The sequence below is a fragment of the Rhizobium sp. NPDC090275 genome (assembly GCF_044772225.1).
GTDB lineage: Bacteria > Pseudomonadota > Alphaproteobacteria > Rhizobiales > Rhizobiaceae > Rhizobium.
This window is the reverse complement of the sequence record NZ_JBIVYL010000008.1, coordinates 23,741-42,323: the sequence shown is the minus strand read 5'-3', so window position 1 is coordinate 42,323 and position 18,583 is coordinate 23,741. Positions and strand designations below refer to the sequence as shown.

Sequence of the window (18,583 nt, the reverse complement as noted above, 5' to 3'; positions counted from 1 at the left end):
TCACGCCGATGCAGGGAATACATCGGGGAGCGCTAATGTGCGCGAAGCTACGGGCTCAGCCGCTGCCCCTTTGGGGTGACTGATCCGCAACAACGCGCGCGACCCAGCTTAGCGCCGACCGCCCCTCACCAACCGCAGCTCAGTAGCCGGCTCGTAACTGTTATCGGCCGTGACCTTGAATACCGAGACGAGTTCGCGCAGACGGTTGGCCTCGCTTGCAAGCACGGCGGAGGCGGCATTGCTTTCCTCCACCATCGCGGCGTTCTGCTGGGTGTCCTGGTCCATCCCATTCATCGCGGTGTTGATCTCGACGAGCCCAATGCTCTGTTCGCGCGAGGACAGCGCGATCGCTTCCATGTGCTGATTGATTGCGACGACGTGCCTGCCGATGCCATGAAGCGCCTCACCCGTGTCCCTGACGGCGCGCACGCCTTCTTCCACTTCCAGCGTCGAACCGTCGATCAGAGCCTTGATCTCCTTTGCTGCATTGGCGGATCGCTGCGCCAATTCGCGAACCTCGTGTGCCACGACAGCGAACCCACGTCCGGCCTCGCCGGCACGGGCCGCCTCGACGCCGGCGTTGAGCGCAAGCAGGTTAGTCTGGAAAGCAATCTGATCAATCGTTGCGATGATGTTGGCGATCCGCTTCGACGACCCTTCGATCCGCTCCATCACGGAGACTGCCTCATCGACAAGGACGGCCCCCTTCGACGCGCTGTCATTGGCTTCACGCGCCACCTGTTGGGCATCCTCAACGCGCTTCGTGGCATTCGACACATTGGCCGTTATTTCGTCGAGCGCGGCGGCGGTCTGCTCGAGCGATGCCGCCTGGCGCTCCGTTCGCTGCGCCAGCTGACTCGCGCCGCCGCTGATTTCGCGGGTGCCGTTGTCGATGGAATGGCTGGACTGCATGATCTCGCCCATCACCTCGGCCAGTTGTCTCAACGTCGCATTCAGATCGCCACGCAGGCTCTCGAAATCCGGTGCGAAGGGTTCGACAAGCTGGAAGGAGAAATCACCGGCCGCCAGCCGCTTCAGACCGGCGCCAAGATCGCCGGTTGCCTGTAGCAGTCGTTCGCGTGCCATCGCTTCCGCCTGTTCCTGCATTTGAGCGCGGTTAGCCTCCGCATCCCTGCGGGCAGCGACGGCCTCAGCCTCAAGCGCGGCGGCAGTGATAGCCTGCTGCCGGAACACTTCGAGCGCCTTCGCCATGGCACCCACCTCGTCGCGCCTTGTGGCACCCGGCGCAGTCTGTTGGGCGTCTCCGTCGGCTAGCCGACGCATCGCCGCCGTAATCATCAGGATCGGCACGCTGATCGAGCGGCCAATCAGCCATACGCTGAACAGGATGAAACCGATCGCAACGGCGACCAACGTGATCACCATCGTGATATTGCGCTGACCAACGCGATCGTTCTCCGCAAGCGTTGCGGTCTCTGCCGCGGCGTAGCTTTCGATGATATCGGAAAGCACTGGCTGCACTGCGGAATAGGCGGAACTGACCGCCTCGCGCGCGGTGGCCTCCTCGAGCGTTGCCTTGCCGTAGAGCCGGAACGCATTCTGGTAGACAGACAGCGCTTCGGCGGCCCGCATGCGCTGCACGCCTGGGCGGAATGCCTTCTTCATCAGTTCGGTAAACGTCGCGACTTCGGCGGTGTGCTTGGCGAGGTAATCCGGATTTCGGCGCAGGATGAAGTCCTTCTCGTGGCGCCGCATCATCAACATGCTGGCCTTTAGCTCGGCATCCGCCACGCCTTCGAGCTGGCCTTCAATCGAATGCACTGCCTCGCGCATGGCGCCTTCGAGGCCTTGGGACTGATCAAGTCCCAATTCCTTGTCCTTTGCCACGAGCGCCGAAAACGTGCCGGCATAGGCGCGCAGCGCACCACTCAACGCCTCAAGCTTCGCGGCCTGTTCGGGCTGCGCATCGTCCTTCAAGCGATCAATCACCGAAGTTGCCCTTTGGAAGGCTTTGTCGAAATCTTCAACAGCGCCGACTTGCCGCGTGAGAAGGAATTCCTTTTCCCACAACAAAGTGTCGCGAATGTCGTCGCGCGCAGTTGCGACATCGCGTTGCTGCTTCGCCAAGCCGTCGGCGGTCTGGCGATAGCGGGCTTCGACTTGTCGCTGGCCGATAAAGATGGCGGAAATCGCGACAATACCGATCAGGGCCACCACGGCAAGCAACATCACGCGATGGGCAATTTTCAAGTTTGAGAGAAACGTCACAATGCACCCCCGCCAATTTTGTCGGGCGCTTACATCACCTATGACGTTAAGCATTCACAAACCGGAGATGAAACTTTCGTGATTTTGCATAGAAAGTAACCTTGGCGCGCGGCGGCCTTCAGCTACTCAACTCATGAGGCGCTTGCGGGCGCCGGATGGCAGCCGGCGGGCACCCGCGCGAATGGGATGCAGATCCTCAGACGAGCGAGTGCCTATTTGCTGGCCAAACTCGCGACGACGGAACCGCCTGACGATATCCGACCGTATAAGTCATGGCCGAATTGTCGACCTTACTTCACGGCACTTGCCGCATAGATCTGATCGATGGCCTCCTTCATGCTACGCTCGAATTCAGCATCGCTCATCGTGACACGCAGATCCTCCGCTAGCGCCCTTGAGAAACTTGCGATCATGCCGTGGTTATGGCTCAGCTTTTCGCAGGCCTCGGCCCGGCTGTAACCACCCGATAAGGCGACAACGCGGATGACCGACTTGTGGTCGACAAGCGGCTTGTAGAAGTCGTCGACGCTCGGCAGCGTAAGCTTGAGCATGACCTTCTGATCCGCCGGCAAAGCGTCGAGTTCGCGCAGGATTTCTTCGCGCAGGATCACCTCCGCCTCGCGTTTCGTCGGGCTATTGATCGAGACCTCGGGCTCGATGATCGGAACGAGGCCATGGCCAATGATACGCTGCCCTACGGTGAACTGCTGATGCACGACGGCGGCGATACCGGCCCGGTTGGCGTGGGCTATAACGGAGCGCATCTTGGTGCCGAAGATACCCTTCTTGACCGCCCGTTCCAGCAACCCGTCGAGTTCAGGCATCGGCTTCATGACCTGAACGCCGTTGACTTCAGCCGCCAGCCCCTTGTCGATCTTGAGGAACGGGACGACACCACGGTCTTCCCAGAGGAACGAGGGAACCGGCTTGCCCTTGGCGTCTCCATCCATGGTTCTCTCGAAGAGAATGGTGCCGATCACCTTGTCGCCGGAGAATGCCGGTGCCGTCATGATGCGAACACGCATCTCGTGCACCAGGCGAAACATCTCGTCTTCATTGCCGTAGTCGGTATCCGCAATGCCGTAGAGGCGCAGAGCGCCCGGCGTCGATCCGCCGCTCTGATCGAGAGCGGCGATAAAACCCGCCTGTTCAGCCATCTGGGACATCATTCTTGCATCTGGCATTATTTCCTCCCTGCTGCATTCGCACGTCTCGGAAGACGACCTCCTACCAGGCTGAGTAACCCGGTGCGAAAGCAACGTCTCATATTCCCAAGCAAACGGCCACCTCCTTGTGTCGACGCTTTCTGCGGCGGCATGGAACAAGGCTCGTTGCTGGTCATTAACGTGCAAGGTATCGCGAAAGGAGACCGAGACCATGGCCAAGGACGTTACAAATCGCCGGGCGAAGGAGCATGTGGACGAGGATCAGAATGGCGTAATCGTTGCTGGACCCGAAGCCCACGCGCGTGAGCATGCGGGTAGGGATCCCGCTCACAAGAAGTCGCCAAGCAAGGACAACAGAACCGACAAGTCGGCGACCCGGCCAACAAGTGGTGGCAAAGGCTAACGGGCAGCCTTACGTCGATAAACGCAACGATATCCTGCCCATGAAACGAAAAACCTCCCCGCATGGAGCCACGCGGGGAGGTTCTTTTCGAGAGCTGCCTTAAACCATTTCGCCGTTAAGCGGTCAGGTCAAAGCGGTCGGCGTTCATCACCTTCGTCCAGGCAGCAACGAAGTCCTTCACGAACTTCTCCTTGCTGTCGTCCTGGGCGTAGACTTCTGCATAGGCGCGCAGCACCGAGTTCGAACCGAAGACGAGATCGGCGCGGGTCGCGGTGAAGCGCACGGCACCGGTCTTTCGATCGCGGATCTCGTAAGAGTTGCGACCGGTCGGGACCCAGGAATAGGCCATGTCGGTAAGGGTGACGAAAAAGTCGGTGGTAAGAGCACCAACATTCGACGTGAAGACGCCATGGCTGCTGCTGCCGTGGTTGGCGCCGATGACGCGAAGGCCGCCGACGAGAGCCGTCATCTCAGGTGCGGTCAGGCCCATCAGCTGGGCGCGGTCGAGGAGCAGTTCCTCGGCGCTGACCACATAGTGCTCCTTCTGCCAGTTACGGAAACCGTCAGCGAGCGGTTCCAGCGGCGCGAAGCTCTCGGCATCGGTCTGTTCGGCAGTGGCATCGCCACGACCGGCCGCGAACGGCACCTGAATGTCGAAGCCGGCAGCCTTGGCGGCCTGTTCGACACCGTAGTTACCGGCGAGAACGATCACGTCGGCAACCGAGGCGCCGCTTGCGGCAGCGATCGGTTCGAGCGCAGCGAGAACGCGGGCGAGACGTTCAGGCTCGTTGCCCGCCCAATCCTTCTGCGGTGCGAGGCGAATGCGAGCACCGTTGGCTCCGCCGCGGTTGTCCGAACCACGGAAGGTGCGGGCGCTGTCCCATGCCGTGCTGACGAGGTCGGCGACGGAGAGGCCGGAGGCGGCGATCTTCGCCTTGACGGCCGAAACGTCGTAGCTCGTGCTGCCAGCCGGTATCGGGTCCTGCCAGAGCAGGTCTTCAGCCGGAACATCCGGGCCGACGTAGCGCGCCTTCGGGCCCATGTCGCGGTGGGTCAGCTTGAACCAGGCGCGAGCGAAGGCATCCGAGAATGCAGAGAAATCGTCGCGGAAACGCAGCGAGATCTCGCGGTAGATCGGGTCTACCCGGAGCGCCATGTCGGCGTCCGTCATCATCGGGTTGAGGCGGATGCTCGGGTCTTCCACGTCGACAGGCTTATCGGCGTCAGCGATCGAGATCGGCTCCCACTGGGTGGCGCCTGCCGGGCTCTTCACCAGATGCCATTCATGCTTGAACAGCATTTCGAAGAAGCCGTTGTCCCACTTGGTCGGCTCGCTAGTCCATGCGCCCTCGATGCCTGACACCACGGTATTCCGGCCGATGCCGCGACCCTTGGTGTTCAACCATCCAAGGCCCTGGGCTTCCGGACCTGCCGCTTCAGGATCGGCGCTGAGGTCGGCGGGGTTGCCGTTGCCGTGGCTCTTGCCGATGGTGTGGCCGCCGGCGGTCAGCGCAACGGTCTCTTCATCGTCCATGCCCATGCGGGCAAAGGTTTCGCGCATCTGCGCGGCGGTGGCGAGCGGATCGGACTTGCCGTTGACGCCTTCCGGGTTGACGTAGATCAGACCCATCTGGACGGCCGCGAGCGGGTTCGAAAGCGTGGCAGGCTTGGCGACATCGCCATAGCGACCATCGCTCGGTGCCAGCCATTCCTGCTCGTCACCCCAATAAACGTCCTTTTCCGGTTGCCAGATGTCTTCGCGACCAAAGCCGAAGCCGAAGGTCTTCAGGCCGGCAACGTCATAAGCGATCGTGCCTGCGAGCGCGATCAGGTCAGCCCACGAGATCCGGTTGCCGTACTTCTTCTTGATCGGCCACAGAAGACGGCGGCCCTTGTCGGTGTTGACGTTATCCGGCCACGAATTCAGTGGAGCGAAACGCTGGTTGCCGGTGTTGGCGCCGCCACGGCCGTCGGCCGCGCGATAGGAGCCGGCCGCGTGCCAGGTGACGCGCGCCATCATGCCGACATAGCTGCCCCAGTCGGCCGGCCACCATTCCTGGCTTTCGGTCATGAGTGCGCGCAGATCGCTCTTCAGCGCCTCTACGTCGAGCTTCTTCAGCTCCTCGCGATAGTTGAAATCCTTGCCGAGCGGATTGGTCTTGGTGTCGTGCTGGCTCAGGATATCCAGGTTCAACGCGTTCGGCCACCACTGCGTGACCGATTTGCCAAGCGCCGTGTTGCCGCCGTGCATGACCGGACACTTGCCGGCCGATGGTGTCTTTGTGTCCACGTTCACTCTCCCTAAATTCGAACTCGGGTTGGCGTCGCGTGCCAAATGTTCCTTGCGCAAGCGTTGTTGCGCGGGGGCACCCAACCAGCTGTCTGGTTCAAGTCCCGAGATAGGAATTAAGGGCCCCCGCCGATAAATTCCAATTGTATATTCTGAACGGGCTGATAGGTTTTAGTTATGATCGGCCTGTCTATGAAACACCTGCGTTATTTCGAGGCCCTTGCGCGGCTAGGGCACTTCGGTCGTGCCGCGGAAGCCTGCGCCATTTCCCAACCAGCACTATCCGTGCAAATCCGTGAACTCGAGGAGCTCATAGGCGCTCCGCTCGTGGAACGCGGTGGCCGGCAAATCCGTCTGACCAGCCTCGGCGAGGAGTTTGCAGAGCGCGTGCGTGCCATCCTGCGCTCGGTCGACGATCTCGCCGATCTGGCGCGCGCCACGCAAACGACGCTTTCGGGCCGGCTTCGCATCGGCGTTATTCCAACGATCGCTCCCTACCTGTTGCCCGATGTGATCAAGACGCTCACGCAGCGTTACCCGGGGCTTGATCCGCGTCCACGTGAGGCGGTGACCCAGCGATTGATCGAGGATCTGCACGAGGCGAGATTGGATACAGCAATCGTCGCCCTTCCCGTATCAGAGCCGGCGCTTGAGGAGGTTCCGCTCTTCAACGAGGAGTTCGTTCTCGTCCGCCCCCTCGAGGATGCGGGCAAGCCCGTGCCGAGTTCGGAGATGCTGCACGAGATGCGTCTCCTCTTGCTGGAGGAGGGACATTGTTTCCGCGAGCAGGCGCTCTCCTTTTGCAACATCGCCACCGCGCCGCCGCGCGAACTCATGGAAGGAAGCTCACTCACGACGCTCGTACAGATGGTCGGCGCCGGCATCGGCGTGACGCTCTTGCCGCAGATGGCGGTGCGCACCGAGACGCGCTCGGCGGATGTGAGCGTGTTTCGCTTGCTGGAGCCCCGCCCCTTTCGCACCATCGGCATGGTCTGGCGCAAGACCAATCCACTGGCGTCGCAATTCGGGGCAATTGCCGAGATAGTTCGCGACGCCGGAACGCGCAAGACGTGGGAATTTGGTGAGTTCCCTGACGTGCGCGACCAGGCATCGTCTCGGCTTACCCTTGCGGGTTGAAATGCCATGCGGCGGCGCAAAGACATTTCATTGCCTCGTTAGTTTATAGATTTAATATTCTTCTTTTTGATCGAGACATCTTGCACCCCTATCTCATCAGCTTTGGAGAGAGAGATGGACAAGATACCACATCAGGCAAACGTAATTGAAGGCGCGACGACGCATCTGGCCAGCGAAGAAGAGGCTATCTCGGCCGCGCGGACGTTGGCAGCACGCTTCAAAATCGGGGCTTCCCTGCGCGATCAAGAACGCTCGCTTCCTCATCATGAGCTGGATGCCTTATCGCGCGCAGGTCTTCTGGCGATCACCGTTCCCCACGAATATGGTGGGATCGACGTCTCCAACAGCGTGCTTGCCGAGGTGATTGCTATGCTCGCAGAAGCAGACGCATCGGTCGGGCAAATCCCCCAGAACCATTTCTACATTCTTGAAGCGCTTCGAACGGATGGCACGGAAGAACAGAAGCGCTTTTTCTTCGCACGTGCGCTTGCCGGCGATCGGTTCGGCAACGCGCTGTCCGAACGCGGCACCAAAACTGTCGGACACTACAACACCCGTATTGCCCGTGATGGGCTTGGGTATCGCATCAATGGCCGCAAGTTTTATTCAACCGGCGTCATATTTGCCGACTGGATCACTGTTTTCGCATTAGACGAGAACGATCGACTGACCATGTCTTTCGTCCGGAAAGGAAGCGATGGCGTAGAGATCCTTGATGACTGGGATGGTTTCGGGCAACGCACGACCGGCAGCGGCACGACCGTGCTTAATAATGTCTACGTCCCGGCCGATGCGGTCGTGCACCATCATAGAGGTTTCGAGCGGCCGACGACGATCGGTTCGGTGGGGCAGATCATCCATGCCGGGATTGATCTCGGCATTGCGCGCGCAGCCTTCTCAGAAATGGTCGAGTTCGTGAAGACACGATCGCGGCCGTGGACAGACAGTGGTGTCGACAGGGCATCCGACGATCCGCTGACCATCGCCAAGGCCGGCGAGCTCGCCATCCAGCTGGAAGCGGCGTCCGCGCTCGTCGAGCGCGCCGGAAACAAGGTGGACATCGCCCAGATCGACCCGACCGAAGAAAACGTCGTTGCGGCGACGCTCGCCGTAGCGGCAGCGAAAGTGCTGACATCGGAGATCGCGCTCGACGCCTCCAACGCCCTCTTCGAACTTGCCGGCACGGCCTCCACGAGCACAGGCCTCAACCTCGACCGCCACTGGCGCAACGCACGGACGCACACGCTGCACGATCCGGTACGCTGGAAATACCATGTTGTCGGCAACTATCACCTCAACGGCGCAATACCGCCACGAAGCGGAGCCCTCTGACTGACGAAAATAGCCCCGGCGCATGCGGCGGGGCTATTAGCGGGTCGGGAGGACCACTGCTTAACTATAGAGGCTGACTTCGGGGATCTTGTCGTTCAGAACGAACTCACCGACTTCCTTGGCCTTGTAGAAGACGGGATCATGCAGCGTGTGCGTTCGGACATTTCTCCAGTAGCGGTCGAAACGATAGGATTCGGCCGTCGAGCGCGCGCCGGTCAGCTCGAATACGCGGGAAGTGATGTCGAGCGACACATTCGTGGCGTGCACCTTGGCCGCATAGGCTTCGGCGGCGGCTTCCCCGCGCTCGCGCGCCGTGACATCAGCACCACGAGACAGCGCGGCCTGGACCGCGCCGGCAGCCTGATCCGCCAAGGCAGCGGCGGCCTTCACCGAAGCGGTGAACTCTCCGACGCGCTCGAGGATATAGGGATCGTCTTGCGCGCGGGCGACGCCCGACGTGACCCAGGGGCGCGTGGTCGTCCTGACATAGTCGACCGCCTGCTTGAGAGCGCCTTCGGCGGTGCCGAGGTAGAAGTTCACGAATACAAGCTGGATCAGCGGTGTGTTGAAGCTCGCAAGCACCGGGGGTACTGCTCCCTCCTCGGCCGGTGCGCCAATCAAATCCTCCTCGTAAACGGGGAAGTCCCGGAACTCGACGCTACCGCTATCGGAAAGCCGCTGGCCGATGTTGTCCCAGTCGTCGTTGGCGATATAGCCCGGCCGATTGGTCGGAACCACGAAACTCGCGATCTTACCGTCCAGCGTGGCATTGGCGTTGATGTAGTCGGAGATCCGCGCCGCCGTGGAGAAGGACTTGCGGCCGTTCAGCACATAACCGTTGCCGCGCCTTGTCAACACGAGACCAGGATCGCGAGGATTGACGGCGGCACCCCAGTAAAGGCCCTTGGCAACCGTTTCGGTGCCAAGCGCATTGGCGCGAGCCGCGTCCTCGATCGCCCAGTAGATGTACTGGCTGTTGACGAAGTGATAGCCGAGCAGCTGCCCGATCGAGCTTTCACCACGGGCAAGGATGCGAACGAGCTTCAAGCCGTCGACCCAGTCGAGGCCGCCTCCGCCGATTGCCGGGGCGTGCAGCGCGTTGAGCAGCCCGGCATTCTTGAGCTTGACGATCTCACTGAGCGGCGGGCGGCCATCACGGTCGAGTTCGGCGCCTCGACTTGCGAGGTCAGCCGAGATCTCCTGCGCCCGCGCGAAAAGCTCGGCCCTTGTCGCGCCTCGCGCGGCGACATGAATGACATTGGATTGGCTCATCGAAAACTCCCATTGAGAATAGAGCAGTCCGGCAGGTGATCTGCCGGACTGGTGTGCCTTCTGTCAGAAAAGCTTTGCCGGAATCCAGGGAGCGGTCACCACGTCGCTGGTGTTGAACTCGGGCAGCTTCTTCGCCAGATCCTCGATCGTCTTGACGTTGGCCGATCTCAGCGCCGCCTGCGTCAACAGGGTCGGCTTGACCGTGATATTGTGGGGAACGTCTTCACCGGCGATCTGCAGGGCTGCGGCGCGAATGGATACGGCACCAACGACGGCAGGATTGGTTGCGACAGTCGCCACCCAAGGGCTTCCCTCCTCGGTGATCTCCTGAATATCGGCGGTGGAGACATCGGCGGAATAGATCTTCAGCTTGGATGCGATGCCGAGATCGTTGGCCGCCAGTTTCACGCCGCGCGCGAACTCGTCATAGGGAGCGAAGACGACGCTGATGTCGGGATTTGCCGTCAGCGCCGCCTTCGCCTGGTCCGCCGTCGATGTCGCGGTCGTGTCGCTCACATTGCCGAAGCGTGCCTTCTCGACAACACCCTTGTTATCGGCCTTGAATTTCTCCCAGACCTCGTTGCGGCGGTCGAGCGGCGCAAAGCCGGCGACATAGACATAGCCGGCGTTGAAGCTCGTGCCATTTTCCTTCACCGCCTGTTCGAGCGCCTGCTTGGCAAGCTCATGATCGCTCTGCTCGACCTGCGGTATCTTGGGATTGTTCAAATTGACGTCGAAGGCAACGACCTTCACGCCCTTGTCGAGCGCCTGCTGTACGACGTCGCCAAGCGATTCCGGCAGGCCGTGATCGACGACGATCCCCTGAACGCCGAGATTGACAGCCTGCAGTATCTGCTCGCGCTGTTCGGCGGCGTTTTGTCGGCCGGGGAAGACGCGCAGGTCGATGCCTAGCGCCTTCGCCTGCGCTTCGGCGCCGGCCTGATAGGCCTGGAAGAAATCGCCGGCAGATATGTAGCTGATCAAGGCGAGCTTGACGCCGCCCTTGTCGAATGGTGCCGGCGCGCCGGCCAGCCCTTCGGCATGGACAGCACTAAGGCCGGCCAATGAAATCGTGGCGGCAGAAAGCGCCAGGCGGGTGAAGGTCTTCATGATGCGCTCCTAGAGAGGTCAAAATTGTCCGCGGCTTTTCACCCGCATTTTCATTAGCGTATATTTTCTACATTTTTAGTAGATAAAATGGTCCGATATTTCCGTTCGACGGGAAAACTTTGTGCGGTTTGTGTGCGGGGCGGGAAACGCTTTGCCTGTTGTGGCACCAGGTTCAGGTGCAACTTGTCGTCAATAAAACCGGTCTTTTTGAGGGCAGTTCAAAACGAAATAGCTCGCTTAGAAGACGTCTAAACCAAGGCGATCCTCCCAACGGCCGCCTCTCGATCCTCCTCACCGGTAATTCGTCCATGTCTCTGATTTCCGTTGAAAATCTAACCCGTAGCTTTGACTCTACGCTCGCGTTGTCGGGCACTTCGCTGTCAATCGCCCGGGGCGAGATCGTCGCTCTCATGGGCGCGAACGGCGCGGGCAAATCGACGCTCGTGAAAATCCTCTCCGGCGTGCTTTCCGCCGACGGTGGAGATGTGACGCTTGATGGTCGACCCTTCGCGCCGCGAACGCCGGCAGAAGCAGCGGCGCGCGGCATTGTGACCGTGCACCAATCGACCGATCTGGTCGGCGCACCGGGTCTGACGGTCGCCGATGTTTTGCTCCTCAACCGTTTCGCCGACCGCAGCCAACCGTTCGTCGTCTCGAAACGCGCTGTCCGCGCGCAGGCAAAGGCCATGCTCGACGCCGCCGGCTTTGAACTTCCGCTAGATCGCGATTTCGCGCACCTCGGCGCCGCCGACAGGCAACTGGTGGCGATTGCGCGTGCCCTTGCAAACAAGGCGGACTTGCTGATTCTCGATGAACCGACGGCCAGCCTGTCGATCGAGGAAAGCCAGCGGCTGTTCGACATCTTGCTGCGCCTGCGCGCGCAGGGTCTTGCCGTTCTCTATATCTCGCACCGGACCGCCGACCTGCAGGCCATCGCCGATCGGGCACTGGTCATGCGCGGCGGTCGTGTGGTCGGCGCCTTCGAACGGCCCATCGACTTCAGCGCCGCGATCGAGACGATGATCGGACGAAACCTGGGGAAAGCCCAACCGGGTGCGCGCGCTAAAACGGGCCACGTCATCTTCAAGATGACCGATGCCAAGCTTCTCGCGACCAGCACACCATTCGACCTATCCATCCGCGAGGGCGAAGTCGTCGCCATCACCGGCGTGCTCGGCGCCGGCAAGAGCCGGCTGCTGTCCGCCATCTTCGGCACCGGAACGCTGGCTTCAGGGACCATGACGCTCGATGGCGAAATCTACCGACCGAACGGCCCCGCAGCTGCGATTGCGGCCGGTATCGTCATGGCAGCCGAGGATCGGCACCATTCTTCCCTCATGCCGCCGTCTTGGCCAGGAAACAGCGTGGCGGCGACGATCAGCCTGCCGCACCTGCGCAAATGGTATCCGCGGGGTTTCCTGTGCGGCAACCGCGAAACACGCGAGGCGGAGCAGGCAATCAAGAGGCTGCGCATCAAGGCCTCCGGTCCCAACGCATCGATATGGACCCTTTCCGGCGGCAACCAGCAGAAGACGGTTCTCGCCCGCTGGGAAGCAGAGCCGAGCCGGCTGCTGTTGCTCGACGAGCCGTTCCAGGGCGTCGATGTCGGCGCCCGACAGGACATCATCGAAGCCATCAGGGGACGGAGCGACCGCGCCACCCTGATCGCGACTTCCGATCCGGAAGAGGCCTTCGAGGTCGCCGACCGCATCCTCGTCATCGATCACCACAGCGTCCGCCCTGCGCAAGAACACGAAGACCAAACCGCTGCCGAAGGAATTCCAGCATGAGCTCCATCCAGGATGAAACCATTGGCGAGACGCCGTCACAGCAGGGCACAGGTGCGTTTCTGAGCCGCGCGGCTGCGGTCATTCGCTCCGGCGCAGTTTTCCTCCTCCTCATCGCGCTCGTGATCGGCTTCACGGCTGCCCAGCCGGCCTTCATCAATATCAACAACCTGATGAGCATTCTGCAGGCCGTGTCGGTGGTTGCCATTCTCGGCGCCGGCGTCACGGTCACGCTTGCCGTCGGCGGCTTCGATCTCTCGATCGGCGCGGTCGCCGCCTCCAGCGTCATGGCCGCCAGCTACGCGATGATCGTGCTTGGCCTCGATGCTTTCGCGACCGTTCCGCTAGTTCTCGCCTTCGGAGCGCTCATCGGCCTCACCAACGCCTTCGTCATCGTGCGACTGAAAGTGCCCGATCTGCTGGCGACGCTGGCGATGATGTTCCTGCTCTCGGGTCTGCAGCTGATCCCGACAGCGGGTCGCTCGATCTCGGCCGGCCTCATCCTGCCTGATGGCTCGACTGCGCTCGGCGTCTACGATCCACGCTTCCTGCTGATTGGCCGCTACAGCATTGCCGGCACCGTTCCAGTGGCCGTCGGCCTGATGATCCTGGTCGCCGTAGTTCTCTACGTCCTGACAGAGCGCACGCGCATCGGCCGCCTGCTGTTCGCTACCGGTGGAAACGAAGTTGCGACCCGGCTCGCCGGCGCCTCCACCACGCGCCTGAAGACGCTGGCCTACGTGATCTCGGGAACGCTGGCTTCGCTCGGCGGCATCATCGTTGCCGCCCGCGTCGGGCGTGGCGACGTGTCCTCGGGCGGCTCGCTGCTCATGGACGCCGTTGCGGCTTCGCTGATCGGCTTCACCGTTATGGGCCTTCGCCGCCCGAACGTCCTCGGCACCATCGTCGGCGCCGTCTTCGTCGGAGTGCTGCTCAACGGCCTGACGATGCTGAATGCGCCCTATTACACTCAGGATTTCGTCAAGGGCGCCGTGCTGGCGGGCGCGCTAGCGCTCACCTACGGCCTCGGCCGGGCCAATCCCTGAACGAAGACAGGCTCATTTATCGAGACCGGAATGCCGCCGAAAACGCCTATCGGGGCAGCTTCTGACCTCCGGTTCATTTCCTTCAGCAGTCGCCTTTTGGAAAAGCGTTTCTCTTAATTCCATTTAATCTACATATTCTATGGATATTGATCACTGAGGGACATCGAGATGACTGAACCAACCTCTTCCGGCCTCGGCCGCCGCGAAATCCTGAAATTCGCCGCCGTGGCTGGCGCGACCTTCGCCGGCACCAGCCTTCTTGCCGGTGCCGGCACCGCTGCTGCGGCCGACGACGAAGGGCTTTCCCTGAAAGGCAAGCGCATCGCCATCAGCGCCACCGGCACCGACCACTATTTCGACCTGCAGGCCTATAACGCCCAGATCGAGGAAGTGAAACGTCTCGGCGGCGAGCCGATCGCGGTGGATGCCGGCCGCAACGACGGAAAGCTGGTCGCGCAACTGCAGACGCTGGTGGCGCAGAAGCCCGATGCGATCGTCCAGATCCTCGGCACGCTCAGCGTCATCGATCCTTGGCTGAAAAAGGCCCGCGACGCCGGCATTCCGGTTCTTACCGTCGATGTCGGCTCGACCAACTCGATAAACAACACGACATCGGACAACTGGGGTATCGGCAAGGATCTCGCGCTACAGCTGGTCTCCGATATCGGTGCCGATGGCAACATCGTCGTCTTCAACGGCTTCTACGGCGTCACGCCCTGCGCGATCCGCTACGACCAGCTGGTCAATGTGGTGAAGTACTTCCCGAAGGTGAAGATCATCCAGCCGGAACTGCGCGACGTGATCCCGAACACGGTTCAGGACGCCTTCACGCAGATCACCGCGATCCTCAATAAGTACCCGGAAAAGGGTTCGATCAAGGCCATCTGGTCGGCCTGGGATATTCCCCAGCTCGGCGCCACACAGGCGCTTTCCGCCGCCGGCCGGACCGAGATCCGCACCTATGGCGTGGATGGAAGCCCCGAGGTCCTGCAGCTCGTTGCCGACCCGAATTCGCCGGCCGGCGCCAACGCCGCGCAGCAGCCCGCCGAGATCGGCCGCACGGCGATCCGCAATGTCGCCAGACTGCTCGCCGGCCAGACACTGCCGCGCGAAACCTACGTGCCGGCGCTGCTCGCCAACAAGGCGAACGTCAACGACGTCACCAAGAAGCTCGGCATCGGCTGATTGCGGACGGGTGACGCGGCAGCCGCCGCGTCACCCTCGTCTCCACTAGGGTTCCCGACATGACGGCAATACTCCCTCCGCAGCCCGCCAAGCGGCCTGACGACATCATCCGCTTCGACCGCATCGTGAAGCGCTTCGGCGGCGCGCAGGCGCTAGCCGGCGCATCGCTGGCGATCAACCGCGGCACGATCCACGGCCTCGTTGGGCAGAACGGCGCGGGGAAATCGACGCTGATCAAGATCCTCGCTGGCCTGCATCATCAGGACGAAGGAACGATCGAGATCGAGGGCCAGCGCATCGACCACCTGACGCCGCATTTGGCCGAAACCCATGGCATCCATTTCATCCACCAGGACCGCCTGCTCGTTCCGACCTTCACCGTCGGCGAGGCGCTGTTTCTTGGTCGCGAGCCGCGTCTTCCGGGAACACCGTTCCTCGATCGCCGCCAGATGCAGCGGCAGGCGAACGAGACGCTGGCCGATTATTTCGGCATCAAGCTTCCCGCGCACGCCCTGATCGGCGAGCTCTCGACCGCCGAAAGGCAGATCGTCCAGATCACCCGCGCACTGCTTGATCATCCCAAGGTGCTCGTCTTCGACGAGCCGACCGCGGCGCTTGTCCGGCGCGAGGCCGATATCCTTTTCCGCCTGATCCGCCGCCTGCGCGACGAGGGCGTCACCATCATCTACATCTCGCATTATCTCAACGAGATCGAAGAGCTCTGCGACCACGTCACCGTGCTCCGCAACGGCATCGACGTCGCCTCGACGCCGATTGCCGAGACATCGGCGAACGCCATCGCCCGCCTGATGGTCGAGCGCGATATCGCCGACATGTTTCCCAAGCGACGGGTCGAATTCGGCGAAGAGCTCCTCAAGGTCGAGGGTCTGACCGCTGCGAACCGCTTCTCCGACGTCAGCTTCACCGTGCGACGAAGCGAAGTGCTCGGGATCACCGGCCTGCTCGGCTCGGGCGCCAAGGATCTCGTACGGACCCTGTTCGGGCTGGAGCGCGCGCAGTCCGGTCACATCGACGTCGCGGGCGCGGCGGATCGGGCGCGTACGCCGGAGGCCGCCGTCGTCAGGCAGATCGCACTGGTGCCGGAAGATCGGCGCGGCCACGGCGTCGCGCTCGATCTCAGCGTCGCGGAAAACATCACGCTCGCGAGCCTTGATCGCTACACCAGCCTGGGCGTGCTGAACGGCAAGCGCGAGAGGCGCGACAGCGACGATCTCATCAAGCGCCTGCAGATCAAGACCGCCGGCCGAGATGCGCTAGTGCGCACGCTGTCGGGCGGGAACCAGCAGAAGGTAGCGATCGCCAAGTGGCTGAGCCGCCACTCGGAAATCTATCTTCTCGACGAGCCGACCGTCGGTGTCGACATCGGCTCCAAGGTCGAGATCTACACGCTGATCGGCGAGCTTGCCGAACGCGGCGCCGGCATCATCGTTCTATCCTCTGACCTGCCGGAACTGATCGGGATCACCGACCGGATCCTGGTCCTGTTTCGCGGCCGCGTGACGCGCGAATTCATCTCTTCGGAAACCACAACGGATGAAGTGCTGGCGGAATCGACCGGCGCCTCGGAAAGATTGCGCCATGTCGGCTGATATCCATATCGGCGATCTGGCCGACTTTACCGCTGAACAAAGCAAGGAACGCTCCGCCCGCAATCTGGCGGCGGCGGCGCTCCGCTTCGGTTCGCTGATCGCCTTCGCGGTCATCCTCATGGTGTTCTCGCTGACCGCACCCTACTTCCTGAGCATAGGCAACATCGGCAACGTGCTCGGCCAGTCCGCTATCTCGGGCGTGCTGGCGATCGGCCTGACCATCGTTCTGGTCGCCGGCGGCGCCAATGTCGTCACCGGAGGAATCGACCTCTCGCTCGCCGCCAATATGGGCCTCAGCGCCGCCGTCTACGCGACCGTCACGCAGCTTGGCTATAACGACCCTGCCGCAGTTGCCGCAAGCCTGCTGACGGGACTGGCGATCGGCGCGGTCAATGCAGTCGCCGTTGTCTCCGCCGGCATCGTGCCGCTGCTTGCGACGCTTGCCGTCATGAATGTCGTGGCGGGCCTCGAACTGGTGCTCACTCAGAACACGGTCGTTCCAGCGTCCACCGATTTCCTGACCGCACTATCGGCCTCCGATGCCCTCGGCATTCCCGTGCTCGCCTGTGTGCTGCTCGGCTTCACCGCCGTGGTGACCGCGATCGTGCAATACACGCCGTTTGGCCTGCGGCTCTACGCGATCGGCGAATTCCCCGATGCCGCGCGCGCCGCCGGCCTGCCGCTGAAGCGTCTGCTCGCCGGCGCCTTCCTGGCGAGTGGCCTGTGCGGCGGCATCGCCGGCATTCTGTCGGTGTCCTACCTGAGCGGCAGCACGACGGGCTCCAGCGAGATGCTGCTACCGGTGGTCGTCACCGCCCTGCTTGGCGCAGTGTTCTCCCGCAGGCTCGTACCGACAATCACCGGCACCTTGCTCTCTGCGCTCCTGGTCGGCTTCCTCATCAACGGCTTCCAGCTCCTCAACCTCTCGAGCACGCTGGTCAGCGGCGTCCAGGGAGCCCTCATCCTGATCGTCGTCTCGGCGACGACATTGCTGCGCAAGCGGGAGATCTGACCATGTCGCTTTCAGCTTCCCACTCTCCCGCCGCGCCCGGGCATCATCGTGTGCTCTCGGGTCTCGCGCGCTACGGCCTGATCCTGGCGCTCGTCGCCGTCTTTGCCGCCTTCTCCCTGGCGACGCCGACGTTCCTGACTGCAGGCAATCTGCAGAGCCTTCTCGTCAACAACTTCACGCTGCTTGCGATCGTCTCCGTGGCCATGACCTTCGCGGTATCAGCCGGCGGCATCGATCTCTCGGTCGGCACGGCGGTCGATTTCGCAAGCTTCGCCTTCGTCTCGCTGGTCCTTGCCGGGCAGCCGGTTGCGATCGGCCTAGTTGGCGGCCTCGCCGCCGGCGCGGCCGTCGGCGCCTTCAACGCGGTGCTGATCTCGGGGATCGGCGTCTCGCCGTTTCTGGCGACGCTCGGCACGCTGTTCATCGGCCGCAGCGTCCAGCAACTGCTGACCAATGGCGGCAACCCGGTCTATCTGCCGCCATCGGGCGTACCCGACGCCTTCCGCTTCATCGGCCACGGCACGATATCAGGCTTTCCGCTGCCGCTACTGATCGCGATCGTGGTCATTGCCGCCGCCGCATTCATCTTCGCCCGCACACGCGTTGGCCGCGTGGTGCTCGCGATCGGCATCCAGCCGAGCGTGGTGCGCTATTCCGGCATCGGCCTTGGCCGGCACGTCGCCGTGACCTTCATTCTGACCGCAATTGTCGCCGCCATCGCCGGCCTGATCTTGACGGCGACGGTCACCGTCTACATCCCCTCCTCCGGCAACGCGTTTCTCTTGAACGCGATCGGCGCGACCTTCATCGGCACGACGCTCTCGCCGCTCGGCCGACCCAATATTGCCGGCACGGTGCTCGGCGTGCTGCTTCTGAGCATCGTGGCCAACGGGCTGCTGCTCACCGGCCTGAATTTCTACTGGCAGCAGGTCGGCACCGGCACGCTCATCTTCGCCGTGCTCGCCTTCAGCTTCATCAACCGAAAGACCGGCGGCGCCTGATCG

At 62.3% G+C, this 18,583-nt stretch carries 15 protein-coding genes; 10 read left to right on the top strand and 5 right to left on the bottom strand.

Annotated features, from left to right (window positions below):
- Positions 1 to 108 precede the first annotated feature (108 nt).
- Positions 109 to 1,950: a methyl-accepting chemotaxis protein gene (locus ACIQUB_RS20350; RefSeq protein ID WP_402931579.1), complete on the bottom strand. Its 1,842-nt coding sequence runs from the start codon at positions 1,948 to 1,950 to the stop codon at positions 109 to 111.
- A 12-nt stretch (positions 1,951 to 1,962) separates the two neighbouring features.
- Between ACIQUB_RS20350 and ACIQUB_RS20345 the strand changes: the two genes are divergently transcribed.
- A complete protein-coding gene (locus tag ACIQUB_RS20345) occupies positions 1,963 to 2,217 on the top strand; it encodes a hypothetical protein (RefSeq protein WP_402931577.1) in 255 nt (84 codons plus the stop codon).
- A gap of 302 nt (positions 2,218 to 2,519) precedes the next feature.
- On the opposite strand, the gene ACIQUB_RS20340 is transcribed toward ACIQUB_RS20345, so the two are convergent.
- Positions 2,520 to 3,413, bottom strand: a complete 894-nt coding sequence (locus ACIQUB_RS20340; protein ID WP_402931575.1) for a fructose bisphosphate aldolase — start codon at positions 3,411 to 3,413, stop codon at positions 2,520 to 2,522.
- 193 nt (positions 3,414 to 3,606) lie between these two features.
- Between ACIQUB_RS20340 and ACIQUB_RS20335 the strand changes: the two genes are divergently transcribed.
- Positions 3,607 to 3,798, top strand: a complete 192-nt coding sequence (locus ACIQUB_RS20335; protein WP_402931573.1) for a hypothetical protein — start codon at positions 3,607 to 3,609, stop codon at positions 3,796 to 3,798.
- A gap of 115 nt (positions 3,799 to 3,913) precedes the next feature.
- Here the strand turns inward: ACIQUB_RS20335 and katG are convergent, their stop codons facing one another.
- Positions 3,914 to 6,088, bottom strand: coding sequence for a catalase/peroxidase HPI (gene katG / locus ACIQUB_RS20330; RefSeq protein WP_402931572.1), 2,175 nt, complete (start codon positions 6,086 to 6,088; stop codon positions 3,914 to 3,916).
- 177 nt (positions 6,089 to 6,265) lie between these two features.
- Between katG and ACIQUB_RS20325 the strand changes: the two genes are divergently transcribed.
- A complete protein-coding gene (locus ACIQUB_RS20325) occupies positions 6,266 to 7,225 on the top strand; it encodes a hydrogen peroxide-inducible genes activator (protein ID WP_402931570.1) in 960 nt (319 codons plus the stop codon).
- A 114-nt stretch (positions 7,226 to 7,339) separates the two neighbouring features.
- Entirely contained in the window at positions 7,340 to 8,557 is a 1,218-nt protein-coding gene (locus tag ACIQUB_RS20320) for an SfnB family sulfur acquisition oxidoreductase (RefSeq protein ID WP_402931980.1), read from the top strand.
- A 60-nt stretch (positions 8,558 to 8,617) separates the two neighbouring features.
- Here the strand turns inward: ACIQUB_RS20320 and ACIQUB_RS20315 are convergent, their stop codons facing one another.
- Positions 8,618 to 9,829 carry an acyl-CoA dehydrogenase family protein gene (locus tag ACIQUB_RS20315; RefSeq protein WP_402931568.1) on the bottom strand — a complete coding sequence of 404 codons (1,212 nt, stop codon included), beginning with the start codon at positions 9,827 to 9,829 and terminating at the stop codon, positions 8,618 to 8,620.
- 63 nt (positions 9,830 to 9,892) lie between these two features.
- Complete coding sequence (locus tag ACIQUB_RS20310; RefSeq protein ID WP_402931566.1) at positions 9,893 to 10,939, bottom strand: substrate-binding domain-containing protein; 1,047 nt, start codon at positions 10,937 to 10,939, stop codon at positions 9,893 to 9,895.
- Positions 10,940 to 11,247: 308 nt separating this feature from the next.
- Here ACIQUB_RS20310 and ACIQUB_RS20305 point away from each other — a divergent pair, with 308 nt between their 5' ends.
- The 6 genes from ACIQUB_RS20305 (at position 11,248) to ACIQUB_RS20280 (ending at position 18,580) form a co-directional block, all read left to right on the top strand.
- The gene (locus ACIQUB_RS20305; RefSeq protein ID WP_402931564.1) at positions 11,248 to 12,729 is read left to right on the top strand and encodes a sugar ABC transporter ATP-binding protein; all 1,482 of its coding nucleotides are present in this window, start codon (positions 11,248 to 11,250) and stop codon (positions 12,727 to 12,729) included.
- Entirely contained in the window at positions 12,726 to 13,772 is a 1,047-nt protein-coding gene (locus tag ACIQUB_RS20300) for an ABC transporter permease (RefSeq protein WP_402931562.1), read from the top strand. Before ACIQUB_RS20305 ends, ACIQUB_RS20300 begins: the two co-directional genes overlap by 4 nt.
- Before the next feature lie 168 nt (positions 13,773 to 13,940).
- A complete protein-coding gene (locus ACIQUB_RS20295; RefSeq protein WP_402931560.1) occupies positions 13,941 to 14,957 on the top strand; it encodes a sugar ABC transporter substrate-binding protein in 1,017 nt (338 codons plus the stop codon).
- A gap of 59 nt (positions 14,958 to 15,016) precedes the next feature.
- On the top strand, positions 15,017 to 16,567 hold the full coding sequence (locus tag ACIQUB_RS20290; RefSeq protein WP_402931558.1) for a sugar ABC transporter ATP-binding protein: 1,551 nt from the start codon (positions 15,017 to 15,019) through the stop codon (positions 16,565 to 16,567).
- A complete protein-coding gene (locus tag ACIQUB_RS20285; RefSeq protein WP_402931556.1) occupies positions 16,557 to 17,579 on the top strand; it encodes an ABC transporter permease in 1,023 nt (340 codons plus the stop codon). The genes ACIQUB_RS20290 and ACIQUB_RS20285 overlap by 11 nt, the downstream gene beginning before the upstream one ends.
- Before the next feature lie 2 nt (positions 17,580 to 17,581).
- A complete protein-coding gene (locus ACIQUB_RS20280) occupies positions 17,582 to 18,580 on the top strand; it encodes an ABC transporter permease (protein ID WP_402931554.1) in 999 nt (332 codons plus the stop codon).
- Positions 18,581 to 18,583: the final 3 nt, after the last annotated feature.

What these genes read in the sequence shown, in the direction of transcription:
- ACIQUB_RS20340 (WP_402931575.1), bottom strand. Translation starts at nt 3,413, where the DNA reads ATGCCAGATGCAAGAATGATGTCCCAGATGGCTGAACAGGCGGGTTTT.
- ACIQUB_RS20335 (WP_402931573.1), top strand. Translation starts at nt 3,607, where the DNA reads ATGGCCAAGGACGTTACAAATCGCCGGGCGAAGGAGCATGTGGACGAG.
- ACIQUB_RS20325 (WP_402931570.1), top strand. Translation starts at nt 6,266, where the DNA reads ATGATCGGCCTGTCTATGAAACACCTGCGTTATTTCGAGGCCCTTGCG.
- ACIQUB_RS20320 (WP_402931980.1), top strand. Translation starts at nt 7,340, where the DNA reads ATGGACAAGATACCACATCAGGCAAACGTAATTGAAGGCGCGACGACG.
- ACIQUB_RS20315 (WP_402931568.1), bottom strand. Translation starts at nt 9,829, where the DNA reads ATGAGCCAATCCAATGTCATTCATGTCGCCGCGCGAGGCGCGACAAGG.
- ACIQUB_RS20310 (WP_402931566.1), bottom strand. Translation starts at nt 10,939, where the DNA reads ATGAAGACCTTCACCCGCCTGGCGCTTTCTGCCGCCACGATTTCATTG.
- ACIQUB_RS20305 (WP_402931564.1), top strand. Translation starts at nt 11,248, where the DNA reads ATGTCTCTGATTTCCGTTGAAAATCTAACCCGTAGCTTTGACTCTACG.
- ACIQUB_RS20300 (WP_402931562.1), top strand. Translation starts at nt 12,726, where the DNA reads ATGAGCTCCATCCAGGATGAAACCATTGGCGAGACGCCGTCACAGCAG.
- ACIQUB_RS20295 (WP_402931560.1), top strand. Translation starts at nt 13,941, where the DNA reads ATGACTGAACCAACCTCTTCCGGCCTCGGCCGCCGCGAAATCCTGAAA.
- ACIQUB_RS20290 (WP_402931558.1), top strand. Translation starts at nt 15,017, where the DNA reads ATGACGGCAATACTCCCTCCGCAGCCCGCCAAGCGGCCTGACGACATC.
- ACIQUB_RS20285 (WP_402931556.1), top strand. Translation starts at nt 16,557, where the DNA reads ATGTCGGCTGATATCCATATCGGCGATCTGGCCGACTTTACCGCTGAA.
- ACIQUB_RS20280 (WP_402931554.1), top strand. Translation starts at nt 17,582, where the DNA reads ATGTCGCTTTCAGCTTCCCACTCTCCCGCCGCGCCCGGGCATCATCGT.